The sequence below is a fragment of the Paraglaciecola sp. QJM3NY_14 genome (assembly GCF_056173245.1).
This window is the reverse complement of the sequence record NZ_JBWBUI010000002.1, coordinates 112,081-127,023: the sequence shown is the minus strand read 5'-3', so window position 1 is coordinate 127,023 and position 14,943 is coordinate 112,081. Positions and strand designations below refer to the sequence as shown.

The window sequence follows — 14,943 nt, the reverse complement described above, 5'->3', positions numbered from 1 at the left end:
TTGATCTGCTTCCTTCTTTCGTGTAAAAATCGCGTTGGTTCTTATTACTTATACTAATATAAGAAAATATAAAAAAAAATAAAACTTAACGTTTATTTCAATATATATAAAACTAAGAAGATTTTTAATGGAAAACGAAACCTCAGTCATAAAAAGAGGAATGTTAGCAGCCAAAGAAGACTATCTTTTCTACTTAAAAAGTTTATTTGAGGGTCAAGATATCCATATTGGAGCTCTGCACTCTGCAGCCCTTAACCTTCATAATATTAGGGACTGTCACTATGATCCAAAAACAGTCAAAAGTGCATTAGATGAGGCAATAGAAACAGCTGACGAATTTACGCCGCGTGCGGTAACGGACGCTTTCGTTAAAATTTATCCTACGATAACAGACCAAACGAGTATCTCTGAACAAGTAGAGGACGCGCTTAAAGAACTAGAGCAGCAAAGTGATCAAGATATTTGCTATCAATATTCCACCTTTTGCTCCCACACATTACCTACATCTAAAACGAATAAACAAGTTCTAGTAACCGAATACCCGAACAATAAATTAACTATTAGTTCCATCGGCGAAGAAACCTTACCTTGGGGTGGCATTCCGCGCCTTATTATTCTTTATTTGAACACAATGGCGGTTAAGTACAGTTCTAACACTATTAGTTTAGGCCAGAATATTAAAGAATTTGTTGAGTCACTTGGTTACGCCGCATCATACGTGGAGGGTGGAACAAATGACCAAGTTATGGCGCAACTAGAAAAACTGTATAAAACTGAATTCGGCCACGAACAGCAAGAAAAAATACTGTTGGATAACGGAACAATAGAAATTAGAACGAGCAAGAAAAGTTTCAAGCTATTCGATGAGAAACACACTTTTGAGATAGTAAGAGGAAATTTGACAGAACGAGCCGAAGCAACGGTGAGGCTATCAGATACTTACTACAAGGAAATTAAATCGCATCCAGTGCCACTTAGCCTAGAAACGATCAAAAGCTTAAAGAAAAGTCCGTTGGCTTTGGACTTATATGCGTTCATCTCGTACCGTACGAATACCAAACGGTTAATCGCCATCAAACTGAAAGATCTAATGAAGCAATTTGGCATAGAGGGTGAGGCATGGAGGTTCAAAGACAAAGCAGAAAAAGCACTGATACTGGTAAAGAAATACTGGCCAGAGTGTAATGTACTTATCAAGAATAACGCGATGGTAATCATTCCGAGTAAAACTCAAGTAACAGCCCGATAAACCAAAATTCCTAAAATATTTAGAACCAGCTTTAAGCTGGTTTTTTTATATTTATTAAAAACCTCTTACTTCATACTATTCACAAATATAAATAATTACCGATCTAATAAAAAAATTTACTTATTTGGCTAATTTTTATTGAATTTATATTTCTATTTTTTTTTATATTTTTATAAATCTTTCTTGTATTATAGGGACTTACAGAGGACTCAGCGGGACAAAAGTCAGGGAATGGTAAAATTTAAATAGCATGATCTAAGAGGGTTTATAGTATGAAGTCGGAGGTTTTATAACATCAACTGAGAGAATTTGGCGATCAAATAGGAGAACTTAGCGATCATGTCGGAGTAGCATCGATCAACTCAGAGGGCACATCCATGTGTCCCTTTAGAAACCTAGCTTGTAGAAGACTACAAGTAGATCTTTCAAGTAGATCTTAAGTAAATAAATATAAATAAAAAAACCAGCTAAGCTTAAAAACCAATTCTTATAAAGCGCCCTCTGTAACTCACCTACTTATATCAAGCATTTCAAAAACCATAATATGGAAGAATTAGCCACAAAACTTCAAATGATTGTAAATGAAAGAATCTGATTGTATATTGAGTGTTACGTATAAAAAGCAATTTATTTACAATATTATGACAAGGATATGTGATGAAGATACCAACGTTGATTCCCCTCGCTGATTTAATACATCACCACGCTTTAGTTTCTATACTAATAATTTTCCCTAATATCACCCTAGCTGACACAACCCCCGAAATATCAAAAGATGGTAGCAATGTGTATATGCCTGATTTTTCATATGCGGGATACCACTTTGGTGAAAAGGAAATTGCTACCGAAGCTGACACCACATATATAAGTATAACGGATTTTGACGCATTCCCTAATGACAATAAAGATGATACAAAGGCGATCCTAAGTGCCTTAAACTTTGCACACTCAGTAAAAGGACATGTGACAGTGTCTTTTCCGAAAGGGCGTTTCATTATTAAAGACATTCTTAGAATTAGTCGCAGTAATATAACGATTAGTGGAAAGGGAATGGGTACGCAAGGCACTCAGCTTTACTTTCCAATGCCTCTTTCAATTATTGATAAAACACCTCTTTTAGATGAATTGAGAAACTATCTGAGGCTACATAACAAAAAACAACATGATGCTGAGATTTATATAGATGATTATTTCTCAGAGTACTCTTGGTCTGGAGGGGTGATATGGATTCAAAAAGAAGGTACTCGGCCAGTACCTTACTTAGAGGAATTGGATGAGCAACTTCCAAAGTTAGCGACGATCACAGAAGGTAAAAGAGGTACGAAAGCTTTAAAAGTTAGCGACGCATCAAAAATTTCGGTTGGCGACGTACTGAGAATAGATTGGCACAACAAAAACGGTAAACGAGCCGGCATTATAAAGTCAATTTATGGAGACACCGACCTAATGATCGGTTCGCATCATTTTGATTTTCCAAATCGTCCACTAGTAATGCAACCCACTCAAGTAAAATCAGTGAGCGGGAATATGATTGAGATAGCCGATCCTCTTTTACATGACATCAACAAAGATATACCTGCCCACTTATCATCATGGGAGCACTTAGAAGAAGTTGGTATTGAGGGGATCTCAATTCAATTCCCAACGGGAGATACCTATGGACATCACGTTGAACAGGGTTTCAACGGTATTTATTTAACCAGTGTGTTCAACGGTTGGATAGAAGATGTAACCTTTAATAATGCAGATAGCGCTATACTGACCGAAAATAGCGGAAACGTGACTATCTCGAACATACACAGCTATGGAGCACGTTTTGGCCATTATGGTATTCACCTTGGCAGCGTACATAATTTTTTAGTTGAGGATGTTAAAATATCAAACCCGACCGTGCATACTTTTAGCATGAACACCAAATCGACTAAAAGTGTGTTTTTGCGAGGAGAAGCTTTCACTCAACCTTCGTTAGATCAGCACGCAGGGGCTAACCATCAAAACCTTTATGACAACATGATTTTTCATATAGAGGCAGTGCGTGATGAAGAAGGCCCTTACTACGATTTGTGGTTTGGCGGTGGGGCAGGGTACTGGCAACCTGGTCATGGGCGTTATAACACAACGTGGAACGCAAAAATATTTGTTGAAAGTGGTGCTAATAGCAATGAAACCGTGAGAATTTTAGGGAAAACAGAAGGGCCCGATGCGAGAGTGATTGGTATGTATGGAAATAGAAAGCTTGCTGTAGAACATTACCCTTCACCGTATATTGCCGACATCAATTCAAAAGTAGCTATACCTTCTCTTTACGAATATCAGAAACAAAAAAGACTAGAAAAGTAAGGGGAATGCGGCCCAAGGCTTCAGTCCTTGGACCGTTTAATTTAAATCATTCGTGTTCTGACAAGTACAATTCCTGCAATACAAAATATTGCCAAGCTTGATGGTGCAGGCACCGCTTTTGCATTTATCTCCTCAAAGTCAATGTTTTGTGCAAGTACTTCTGTTAATAATAATTCTGGTGAGGACACACCGTCTTCTAAAGCAATAAAGCTGAATGTTCCTAATGTAAACGATGTACCTAGGAAGCTATCCCAATCAGCAAAAAGTCCTAACTGAAGTAACAATTCATCCCCTGAGGCAAAAGCGTCGTCAAAATATGAGTTATCAAAAACACTATCAGTAATAGTAAGCATTTCAAACTCAAATAGACTGGAGTCAAACTCCCATACAATCTCAAGAAAATCTATTGCTGGATTAGCTTTGTTAATAAACACCTCTAGCTCTATTAAATCGCCAGTTGAGTATGATGATGAATCACTTGAAAAGGTAATGAGCGATGCCTTTGATGAAAAGGACATCATTAAACCAAGAATAAGTATTAGGTTCGCAATCTTCATTTTCGTTATTCCTTTTAATTAGAACTACAGCGTGAATAAGTACAGCGTCGAACAAGACCTCTTGTGTCTCTGTTATTTACAACGCCATCACCATTAAAGTCATAGCGGATATCTATAATTTCACCCGCCCTTAATTTTGAGGTAAAAAGCTGCGTATCAGCTTTGTCTATTACCGAGTCCTTGTTTAGATCGCCCAGTAAATCAATGTTGATAAAAATGCTTGATTCAGACTGCTTGTTGTTGGAGTCAGTGGCGACTACGCGTACTAAGTGCGTACCTTCCGACAACGATAGTAATTCAGTCGAATAAGCATCAGCTCCCCATATAAACGGAGGTTCATAAATTTCTCTTATCAATTGATCATCAATGTAAAGGGCTAGGCTGACCAGAGAAATATCGTCATCCGCTGCAGAGGCCTCTGCAGTGATAGCAAGGTTTTGATATTCAGTCAGTAGTGAGATATCACCCTCATTTATCATGACTGATGGCCCAGGTAAGCTCAGGACAATAAGTGTCATATCAGTTTCACTCTCAAGTCCTGCGCTGTCTCGTGCTACGGCGGTAAAGGTATGTGTGCCAACGCCTAAAGGTGAAGGGTTAGGCTCATGACGGTCTAGCCAACCCATAGCACCAAATTCATAGGGTGCAAAAGAATGTCCGAAGTTCCACACTGGGCGCGTGTCCACCCTTACTAGCTCACCGTTTCTAAAAAGGGTGACAGACTGAATATCTCGCCCCTCCACCGGTGTTTCTGCATCGATAGTGATTGCTAATTTCTCATAGCCTTCATAAACAGTCACAGTTGAGTTTGGCCAAGTAACGATTGGCGGCTCTGGCTCTCCTTTAACGACAAGCAGCATAGAGGCTGTTGTTTCTTCACCTTCATTATCTGTCGCAACCGCTGTAAATTCGTAACTGCCCGCAGCCAACGGAGACGGATTAGGTGAGTGAGTATCAAGCCAGCCCATCGCGCCTGTTTCATGAGGTTTTGAAGCATGACCAAACAGGTAGGGAAGGGAGGTATCTTTCCTCACCAGCTCGCCATCAATATAAAGAGAAACCGACTCAATAGTGCGTCCTTCAACAGCACTTTCTGCGCTAATGTTGAGACTCAGCTTTTCAAATCCTTGATCTACTTCCAAGCTCTCTTGAGGAAATGAAACGATTGGAGCATTTGAGTTAACATTGAGTATCATTGTTGCAGTAGAGCTGTCGCCCTCGCTATCTATAGCTACCGCTTTAAAAACGTGGCGTCCTGCTGAAAGAGGGGAAGGGTTTGGCTCGTGCCTATCAAGCCAGCCCATTGCGCCAGTCTCATGAGGCTTAGAGCCATGACCAAACAGAAAAGGTAGAGAATCGTCTGTACGCACTAGCTCATCGTCAATATAAAGTGATACAGACTGAATGCTTCTTCCTTCAACTGGACTTTCAGCAGAAATGTTCAGGCTCAATTTCTCAAAACCTTGTTCTACAGTCACTGAAGGAGAAGGAAAAGATACGATAGGAGCATTCGCATCGCTCTCTAAATCCAAATCGATAATTTGAAGATAAAGAGGCATTGCGTTACCTGATGTACGCTCCATAAGGTAATAGTAAACTTTACCGTCGTTTATATAGAGTGTGCCATGATCGAATACTGGCCCATCGCTCGCTTCATACACTCTAACAAAATTGTTGGTGCCACCTTGGGCTTTCTCAACATAGGGGCGGCCGCCCTCTAAACCTACAATATAAACATTGTCACCTGATGTATAAATCTCACTTGCACCCGGGAAATCAGTACTAATTATGAATTCTTCAGCGCCGGCTGGTTTATATGAATGAATATAAACTTCTTCGTAGTCTGCTCTGCCGCGGTCGGTTGAACGAACTTTGCTGATAATATGGATGTCACCTTTTTCAGTAACAGTCCAGTCGAAGCTTCCCACAATGTAAACTGAGTTGGCTTCGGTATGGCTAATATAGTCACCTGGCTCAAATACTTTTATCTCATCGGAATTAATGAGCGGCCATGTCATTGGTTCGCCTTTGTGATTCTTCCAATCACCGAAACCATCTGGATGGTCTGAATACGCGTAATAGACGCCGTTCTGGTATTTATACTTGTCTGAATTATCGTTGCTTCGCTGTTGAAAGCCAACACGAAGCTTGCCATTCACGTATTTCATGTTTCCGTAAAGGCCCCAGTTGTATGAGTTTCCTTTGAGTTTTTGGTTGTTTTCATTGAATTTGGTGAACGTTGACCATGTTTCAGTCTCTGCATCATAGCGATTGAAAACATAAGCGCCGTTGTTATTGCCGCCCAAGCGCATGTAAAGAAGTAGTGTACCGTCTACCGTAGTAAAAAATTTAGGGTAGGTAAGGCGAGCAAAATTCTCTTTATCGCTGAGGTCCCCTGTCATGGTGAGGTGCTTATAGTCATTGTCTCCCTGACTAACCTCACTAGTATCCTTTACAAATTTATCTAAGGTAAAGTCTGAATGTGGCAGTTCGGCAGCCCCTGGAATACTGTAGGAATACCTAAAGAAATCATCTTTGAACTTACCGCCGTGATTATTGTTATCGTAAGCGTGCATATCGAACACCATATGGATGGTGCCATTAATCGGACTTACTGATAATCCGATAGTATTATGAGACTCACCAACCAGAGGGTCGCCCCTGAACCCTGTGTGTCTGTGGGGAAATTCTATTGTAGATAGCTCACCGCTGAGAGTGTTGTAACGAGAGAGCATTACATTTCGCTCAGACTTTCCTCCTTTATACCAAGTCATAAAAACAAAATGCTTGTACGTTTTAACCGCGTCTCCGTGAGCTGAAATATTCGGGCCAAAAAAATAGTCGTACTTCTCGCCAGTGTCAGGCGTAGTTACGTTACTAAAATCTAGATTTTCACCATCAAAGTGGAGACCCTCTTCGGATATCTTTACTTGTTGCTTCAATGTCACTTGCGCATGGAGCGTGAATGCGGTGAGTAGCGTTGTAGAAAACAACAACATTTTTAAACCGTTCATAAGTGTGTACTCAATGTTATAGGGTTAATTATTTGAATAATTTAAGAAGCTGCATTGAAAATTAAATTCATACATCAACAGCGGCATTAACCATGTTATTACACATTATTTACAAATTCACTTATTAATGGTCAAATATGGTCATATGCTGTCATGTTCTTTCTTGTTGGAATATTTCTCTTTTATTTATTGTGTAGGTAGTTGTTTATCGAGGTAGACCGTTACGTAAAGGACTTTAGATTTGGGTCTATGTTGTTTTTTATTTGAAATAATCATGAAATACGCAAAGCGTTAATACCTTGGATAAGCATTAAAATTAACTGGTGTGTGGAGTAAAGTTATGTTCGATAGAAGGATGTTTTTATTGGGAGGGGCATGTGCGCTCACGGCTAGTTGCACCTTTGATACGGGAGGAGTAGTAAGAAATTTAAAAAAAAGACCGAATGTTCTGATGCTTGCTATTGATGACTTAAACAGTTGGCCTGGGGGCATAAATGGTCAACCTACCACTAGAACGCCAAATATAGATCGTCTAGCACAACGAGCAACTACATTTACCAACGCCCATGCGTCTGCACCTCTTTGTGGCCCTTCCAGAGCAAGTATAATGACGGGGTTACTACCATCTACAACAGGTATTTACGGGCATGTGAAAGATGACGATATTAAATCTGCTAATGTTAAAGCGGCACAATCGATATTTCTAAGTGAGTACTTCAAACAACACGGTTACTACACAGCTGCAGTTGGGAAAATATTCCATTACAACGTACCTAAAGGGAGTTTCGATGTGTACGGTGGGCGTAAAAAAGGTTTCGGTCCCTATGCGCCAACGCGTTTTAAGTGGAAAAATAAAGGAACGAACACTGACTGGGGCGCGTATCCAGAAAGAGATGAACAAATGCCTGATTACGACACTGCGAATTGGTTAATAAATCAGTTGCAGCTGGAACACGATAAACCGTTTTTTATTGCTGGCGGTTTTTTACGGCCACACGTTCCGTGGACAGTTCCACAAAAATGGTTTGACATGAATCCCATCGACGAAATCGACTTGCCTCCCTATCTCAAAGAGGATTTGAACGATGTTCCAGAAATAGCCAAAAAGATCACTGAATTTAAAATGATGCCGACGACAGATTGGGCGATAAAAAACGGTGAATGGAAGAATATGGTGCAGGCTTATTTAGCCAGCATTTCTTTCGTAGATCACTACGTCGGCGAAGTACTAGATGCCTTGGAAAAGAGTCAATATGCCGACAATACAATCGTTGTACTGTGGGGAGACCATGGTTACGATGTCGGTGAAAAAAACCGCTTTGCAAAAATGTCGTTATGGGAAACCGCCACAAAAACAACGTTAATCATTAAACCTGCGAAAAATTCAGTTAAAAGTGTCAGTAATCGTCCTGTTAGCTTACTAGACTTGTATCCAACGTTAGTTAAAATGTGCGGGCTTCCAGCGAATTCTGCGAATCAAGGACATGATATAACGCCTTTGTTGCACAACCCCCAAGAAAAGTGGGACAAAGTTGCCATCACCACGTTTGGACCAAACAATCATGCAATAAGAACAGACCGCTACCGGTATATTCATTACGAGGATGGTTCAGAAGAGCTGTATGATCATTCAAGCGATCCAAATGAATGGTATAACCTAGCTGGTAACCCGAGCTATCGTGCAGTTAAAAATGAACTAAAAAAGCGCTTACCTGATGTAAATGCGCCTTGGTCACCTGTTTCTCAATATACCAGTAATGACTATTTCAAAAAGTTGACTGAAAACGCAAATGCTAATTAAGCGCTTGCGTTTAATTTTAGCAAAGAACAGACTTTTAGTGTTTTTGCAGTAACAAGGGTTGCAATTCATTTGGCGTGGCTGTTTTAACACCACCTTTGTCCGCTCCAGTTAACCACCAATAAATCATGCCTGCGTCTGAGCAATCGAATTTACCTGCCTGAAATGGTACTATGCCATCTTTCTCGGCATAGGAAAGCATGTCCCATATAAACGATAGTCCTGCTTGATCGCTATTCTTTGCCCAATCCCACGCTTCAATAGGGGTCTGTAGGCCAACATTTTGGTCGCCTATCTGGTGTTCCTCAATCCCAAAATCTAATATTTGCTGCCACGTAAAATAGTCTCCACTATTATCGTTAGCAGGATGATGGGAAACAACCTTTACATATTTACGCTGTTCACTATCGGCTTTAGTCAAAGCATAACCTATTAGATCAGGCTCTCCAGCTTCTATTATCCAAAGAGGAGCATCTTTGGATGCCTTGTTAATCGCGTTTACTAGGTCTTGGGTTGCCGCGCCTTGCTGAGTTCTGCAATTATACAGATGTGTAACGCTATTAAATGGGCCGAAAAGGTCAAGCCCTTTGTTTATCGAACTTTGCAAAATTTGCTGGCGACGGCTTTCATTTTCAACATCAATTTGATATTTCGCCTTGTTCCGAAAAGGATCAATATCGCAAGAGTGCGAGATGTGAACTAAGCGGTCAGCGGCATCTGCACTTTGCAACAATCTAAGCATCACGGGTGTTGCACCAATATCGTCCGGGTCTGGGGAGTTTCCATCGATTACTATCGCCAGTTGCCCCTTTGGTAATTTAACCGCAGTTAAATCTGCGTCGGTGTCATATTTCTTGGTTAACTGGCTCTTATGTAGTGAACTACAAGCCGCAGTTAATAATGCGGCGACCAAGACGAAAACTAGCGCTTTCATGTTTCTTTCTTCCCAAATATAAAGTCATAGAGCATCGATATTTTGGATGCTCGAATAACTAGAGCAAACCTTACCATGCAAGATGGTGATTGAATGTGATTGATCTTCTGTCAATAGTAATCATTATGTGTCATTATGTAAATCTTGTTAATTATTTAATTGACCACTGATTTCAGGTAAGACTCATAATATGAATAAATTTAGAGATATGAAGTATAGGGCGATTGGTTGTTCTACTATTTTTGTGACTATGTTAGCTGGATGCCAGACCGATACGCGTAACCTTGCAACGTCGGACAAAAGCGATACGATAGTAAAATCTCAGACAGGTAGTTTTGGTGACCAAGGTGATGGCACTTACATAAACCCTATTTTGAATGCAGATTACCCCGACTCAGACATTGAGCAGGTGGGTGATACCTACTACATGATTACCTCTAAACAACACATGTCGCCTGGCATGCCCATTTTAAAATCGAAAGATATGGTTAATTGGGAGAATGTTGGGCACGCGTTCGCGGATTTATCTTGGGCGCCAGAATACAACTGGGACCGAATGAATGGGTACTCATTTGGTGTGTGGGCGGGTGATATCGCTTATCACGAAGGTAAGTGGTACGTGTACCAGATAGACTACCAACATGGCTTAATGGTAACGACTGCAGATAACATCGAAGGGCCCTGGAGCGAACCCATCATGATGCTCCCTAAAGCGGACGTTCTTGATGATCCCGCAGTATATTGGGATGAAGATACCAAAGAAGCATACGTGATTATTAATACGGGAGCTAAACAAAAAAGCGATAGTAATAAAGTAGAAGGGAATGAAAATCGTATATACAAAATGAGCTGGGACGGAACCAAAATTCTCGACGAAGGCAAACTTGTGTATACCGGGGTAGGCGCTGAAGCTGCAAAAATTTATAAGAAGGACGGTTATTGGTACATCTTTTTAGCGCAATGGACCATGGGCGACCCATCTACCAAACCCGGCGTAAAAAACCCAAAGAACGACAGAAAGCAAATAGTACTTCGCTCTAAAGAGAGTATCTATGGGCCCTATCAAGTTCGTACCGTTCTAGAAAAAGGCACTGCATTTGGTGATCGCAGCGCCAGTCAAGGTGCATTGATGCAGGCACCTAACGGTAGTTGGTGGTACATGCATCAGCTTATTCAAAATGATGATATCCCGTTTCAAGGCCGGCCTCAGAACTTAGAACCTGTTACTTGGATAAATGACTGGCCAATGATTGGCGTCGATGAAGATAATGATGGGATAGGGGAGCCAGTCAAACGTTTTGAAAAACCAATCAAAGGTTATCCAATTACAGCGCCGAAATCTGATGATAGCTTCTCAAGCGCTAAGCTTGGGCCACAATGGGAATGGAACCACAATCCACGTAATACGCATTGGTCGCTGACAGAACGCCCCGGCTGGTTGCGACTCAAGGCCAGTAAAGTACTATCGCAAGGGGCTAAATACGGCCCTAAGATAAACGAATGGACTAATAATGACGGGTCTGATGGTGATTTTTGGCGTGCAAATAACACCTTGAGCCAACGTATCATGGGGATAACTACCGGAACAGCGATAGCAAAGTTTGACATCTCTGGTATAAAACCTGGGCAACTTGCTGGTTTTGTTCGATATGGTGGTACCTTTAATTTACTTGGTGTCGAAGGCTTAGAAAACGGTAAAACGCGTCTGTTTTACATGGATGGAATGAGTAATAAAACTCAAGGCCCTGAAATAACGAGTGACACGCTATTCGTTCGCACTTCCAATGTAAGAAATCAGGCAACGTATGAGTACAGTACCGACGGGAAAATATTCAATCCCTTTGGGCCCACTTTTACTATCAGTTTTGGTAAATGGACAGGTGACAGATTAGGTTTCTTTTCATGGAATGAAAAAGAAGATGCGGGGTATATAGACGTAGATTGGTTCAAATATGATTACGATGGTCCGAAATCCAAGCGGAAATGAAGTTCTAATCAAACTAATATTTGAATAATCACTTTAATTTGAAATCTATTTACGTTGAAGGAGTTAACTATGCTGGGACTCAAGGGATATATACTTAGTGTAGTACTTGTTTGCTTGGGTTTTGCTTGCAAGGCGTCAAATGAAACTAGTGAGTCACGCGCTACAAAGAGCGACTCGTCCGTGGCTAATCAGCAAAATATTGTAATGATTATTGTCGATGATTTAAGACCAGTGTTAGGGGTATATGGTGATGATAAGGCGCACACACCCAATATCGACTCATTGGCATTTCAAGGTGTTAGTTTTAATCAAGCGTACGCAAATGTGCCAGTATGTGGAGCCTCTCGAGCCAGCTTCCTTACAGGGCTTAGACCCCAAAAAAATAGATTTATTGATTACAAAGCATTAGCCGAAAAAGATGCGCTAGGTGCTAAATCATTACCACAAATATTCCGGGAAAACGGATATCAAACGATGGCCGTTGGTAAAATATTTCATCATGCACGAGACCTTGCAGATGAAAGTTGGAGTGAAGGAGTTCACACATCGGGAATACCTCATACCACTTCCTTAGCAGCAAACGCGGCGAAACTAAAAAATGATGTCCCAAGCGAATCAGAGCAACTTGACATGTTATGGTTCGAAAGTGCAGATGTCGAAGACGAAGACTATCCTGATGGAAAAGTAAAAGATAAGGCGCTTGATGCTATATCCCTTCTAGCTGTCAAAAAAGAGCCTTTCTTTTTAAGTGTCGGTTTTATCCGCCCGCACTTACCGTTTTATGCGCCAACGAAATATTACGATCTTCATCCGTTAGAAAAATTTTCACCGTTTTCGCACAGGACTACCCCTGATGATGCACCTTCTTCGTTGCGGGGATCTGGAGAAATTAAGACGTACAGCTTTGGTGACTATGTTTACAATAGTGATGTGTTCCATACTTCTTCCCTGCGTGGTTATTATGCTTCAATCAGTTATGTGGATGCCCTAGTTGGGGACGTAGTTGAACAATTAACGTCATTAAATTTACGCGAAAGTACAACGATAATTTTACTAAGTGATGATGGTTTCCATTTAGGCGAACACAACTTTTGGACTAAACACACTCTATTAAAAACTGCCTTGAGAGTACCTCTCATTATTTCAGGACCAAATACCGCAACTAATGTACAGTCAAATGCCCTTTTAGAGTTGATAGATATTTTTCCAACGGTTTTAGATTTAGCTAAAATTCCTAAGCCAGAGGGTATCGATGGTGAGAGTTTCGAAAGTATAACCAACAACCCTTTACTGGAACATAAGAAACAAATCTATAGCCGCTTCAAAAAAGGCGATTCAATCATTACTAGTGACTCAATTTTTACGTTGTATGACCTAGGAACCTCAAAAGAAGAAATGCTTTTTGACTTAATTGCCGACCCACACGAAACCCAGAATTTAGCGAGTGAATCAGAGTACCAAAATCGAAAAACAAAGTTAAAAACAATGCTTCTAGATTGCAAAAATAACAGCAAGTGCGTTACACATTGACTGCTAGTTGCGACATTTATTTAGAGTAAACTCATGGGGCTTTTTATAAACAACAGATTGATTTATTTAGTCATTAGCATGGTTCCGGCCATTTTTATAATAGGTTGCATGGACCAATATTTGTCTGCTTCGGTTACTGATGATGAGCGCAATATTGACATACGGCCGAATATAATTTTTTACTTAGCTGATGATCAAGATTATACGGATTATGGGTTTTCCGGTAACGAAAAAGTTAATACGTCAGCAATTGATAGGCTAGCAAAAGAAGGTATGGTCTTTAGTAATACATTTACAGGCCAAGCGATTTGTGCACCCAGTCGCTCTCAACTCTTTACGGGGAAGTACCCCATAAGAAACGGGACTTTTGCAAACCATACTCCAACGAAACCAGAGATAATATCCGTTACTAAGAAAATGCGATGGCTGGGATACGAAGTCGTACTGGCAGGAAAAAGTCATGTGAAACCTGCCAATGTATATGATTGGGACCAAGAATGGACGTCGATACCTAAGGCTGGTGTGCCACGAGATTACATACCATTAGAGGAAATAGAGGAGTACTTTTTAACCGCAGAAAAACCGTTTGTGATGTTTATTGCTTCAAAATATCCCCATGGTAAATATTTCACTGTTGAAAACCCTAAATCTGAAAACTTAGAATTTTATCCCCATGACGAGCATTTGAAAAATAATCCCGACTATATATCCAAGAGGGCGGGCTACTATAGGAGTATTCAAGAGGACAATACTCAGCTTGAATCGGTCTTGAATATGGTAGATCGCAACCTCGGAGACAATACATTATTTATATACAGTTCTGATCATGGAGTTTCTGGTAAATTTACCGTGAAAGATATTGGATTAAAAGTGCCATTGGTTGCTCGCTGGCCAGGTTTGATTCGGGCAAATTCTCATTCAGAGCAGTTAATTCACTTTACAGATGTATTACCTACTTTTATTGAAATTGCGGGTGGTAAGCCGGATAAGAACTTAGATGGGGAAAGTTTTTTACCTTTATTGAAAGGTGTGAATAAGCCAATCCATCAGTATGTTTACGGGGTAAGTACAAATCAAAATATCATCAATACTCATGTTTTTCCTTCGCGCATGATTCGTGACAACCGCTATAAATACATACGAAACTTCAATGCACTGGATGTATTAAGTGAAAATCTCACAAACAGAAAAAGTGTAAACATATTTTTGCGTTTAGGTGCAGAGAAACATCCTGATACTGCGTTTGAAGAGTTATATGATCTTAAATCGGATCCATTTGAAAAAATAAATCTTATCGATGCACCACATCTGCAAGAAACAGTACAACGCCTAAAAGGAGAGTTGTTTTCATGGATGACCAAACAAGGTGATTTTCTCGATGAACGTATGGGTAACGTTCCTTTGCTTTTATCCCCAACGTTCAAACTCGATCAAAACAATCCGTTAAGAAAAAATAAATTAAAGCCTGAGAATTTAAATATTTTGAAGGAAGAAGACTACCTGAAAATAGAACATTGGTTACAAAAAGATTAAT

Annotated in this window: 9 protein-coding genes; 6 read left to right on the top strand and 3 right to left on the bottom strand. The window is 40.2% G+C overall.

The window, feature by feature from the left end; translation table 11 throughout:
* Positions 1 to 127 precede the first annotated feature (127 nt).
* Together AC0VYA_RS22395 and AC0VYA_RS22390 are read left to right on the top strand one after the other, a co-directional pair.
* A complete protein-coding gene (locus tag AC0VYA_RS22395) occupies positions 128 to 1,249 on the top strand; it encodes a replication protein RepA (RefSeq protein ID WP_475491153.1) in 1,122 nt (373 codons plus the stop codon).
* Positions 1,250 to 1,906: 657 nt separating this feature from the next.
* Complete coding sequence (locus AC0VYA_RS22390) at positions 1,907 to 3,589, top strand: glycosyl hydrolase family 28-related protein (RefSeq protein WP_475491152.1); 1,683 nt, start codon at positions 1,907 to 1,909, stop codon at positions 3,587 to 3,589.
* Between the two features lie 41 nt (positions 3,590 to 3,630).
* Here AC0VYA_RS22390 and AC0VYA_RS22385 read toward each other — a convergent pair whose 3' ends face one another.
* Positions 3,631 to 4,146 (bottom strand): hypothetical protein, encoded by a 516-nt coding sequence (locus AC0VYA_RS22385; RefSeq protein ID WP_007992388.1) that lies wholly within the window; start codon positions 4,144 to 4,146, stop codon positions 3,631 to 3,633.
* Positions 4,147 to 4,160: 14 nt separating this feature from the next.
* Positions 4,161 to 7,160, bottom strand: a complete 3,000-nt coding sequence (locus AC0VYA_RS22380; RefSeq protein ID WP_475491151.1) for a BNR-4 repeat-containing protein — start codon at positions 7,158 to 7,160, stop codon at positions 4,161 to 4,163.
* Between the two features lie 451 nt (positions 7,161 to 7,611).
* On the opposite strand from AC0VYA_RS22380, the gene AC0VYA_RS22375 reads away from it, so the two are divergent.
* A complete protein-coding gene (locus AC0VYA_RS22375; RefSeq protein ID WP_475491192.1) occupies positions 7,612 to 8,961 on the top strand; it encodes a sulfatase in 1,350 nt (449 codons plus the stop codon).
* Positions 8,962 to 8,995: 34 nt separating this feature from the next.
* On the opposite strand, the gene AC0VYA_RS22370 is transcribed toward AC0VYA_RS22375, so the two are convergent.
* Positions 8,996 to 9,892: a hypothetical protein gene (locus tag AC0VYA_RS22370; protein WP_475491150.1), complete on the bottom strand. Its 897-nt coding sequence runs from the start codon at positions 9,890 to 9,892 to the stop codon at positions 8,996 to 8,998.
* A gap of 190 nt (positions 9,893 to 10,082) precedes the next feature.
* Here AC0VYA_RS22370 and AC0VYA_RS22365 point away from each other — a divergent pair, with 190 nt between their 5' ends.
* The 3 genes from AC0VYA_RS22365 (at position 10,083) to AC0VYA_RS22355 (ending at position 14,942) form a co-directional block, all read left to right on the top strand.
* On the top strand, positions 10,083 to 11,879 hold the full coding sequence (locus AC0VYA_RS22365) for a glycoside hydrolase family 43 protein (RefSeq protein WP_475491149.1): 1,797 nt from the start codon (positions 10,083 to 10,085) through the stop codon (positions 11,877 to 11,879).
* A gap of 69 nt (positions 11,880 to 11,948) precedes the next feature.
* Entirely contained in the window at positions 11,949 to 13,409 is a 1,461-nt protein-coding gene (locus tag AC0VYA_RS22360) for a sulfatase (protein WP_475491148.1), read from the top strand.
* Between the two features lie 120 nt (positions 13,410 to 13,529).
* Positions 13,530 to 14,942 (top strand): sulfatase family protein, encoded by a 1,413-nt coding sequence (locus AC0VYA_RS22355; RefSeq protein WP_475491147.1) that lies wholly within the window; start codon positions 13,530 to 13,532, stop codon positions 14,940 to 14,942.
* The last annotated feature ends 1 nt before the right edge of the window (position 14,943 follow it).

What these genes read in the sequence shown, in the direction of transcription:
- AC0VYA_RS22395 (WP_475491153.1), top strand. Translation starts at nt 128, where the DNA reads ATGGAAAACGAAACCTCAGTCATAAAAAGAGGAATGTTAGCAGCCAAA.
- AC0VYA_RS22390 (WP_475491152.1), top strand. Translation starts at nt 1,907, where the DNA reads ATGAAGATACCAACGTTGATTCCCCTCGCTGATTTAATACATCACCAC.
- AC0VYA_RS22385 (WP_007992388.1), bottom strand. Translation starts at nt 4,146, where the DNA reads ATGAAGATTGCGAACCTAATACTTATTCTTGGTTTAATGATGTCCTTT.
- AC0VYA_RS22380 (WP_475491151.1), bottom strand. Translation starts at nt 7,160, where the DNA reads ATGAACGGTTTAAAAATGTTGTTGTTTTCTACAACGCTACTCACCGCA.
- AC0VYA_RS22375 (WP_475491192.1), top strand. Translation starts at nt 7,612, where the DNA reads ATGCTTGCTATTGATGACTTAAACAGTTGGCCTGGGGGCATAAATGGT.
- AC0VYA_RS22370 (WP_475491150.1), bottom strand. Translation starts at nt 9,892, where the DNA reads ATGAAAGCGCTAGTTTTCGTCTTGGTCGCCGCATTATTAACTGCGGCT.
- AC0VYA_RS22365 (WP_475491149.1), top strand. Translation starts at nt 10,083, where the DNA reads ATGAATAAATTTAGAGATATGAAGTATAGGGCGATTGGTTGTTCTACT.
- AC0VYA_RS22360 (WP_475491148.1), top strand. Translation starts at nt 11,949, where the DNA reads ATGCTGGGACTCAAGGGATATATACTTAGTGTAGTACTTGTTTGCTTG.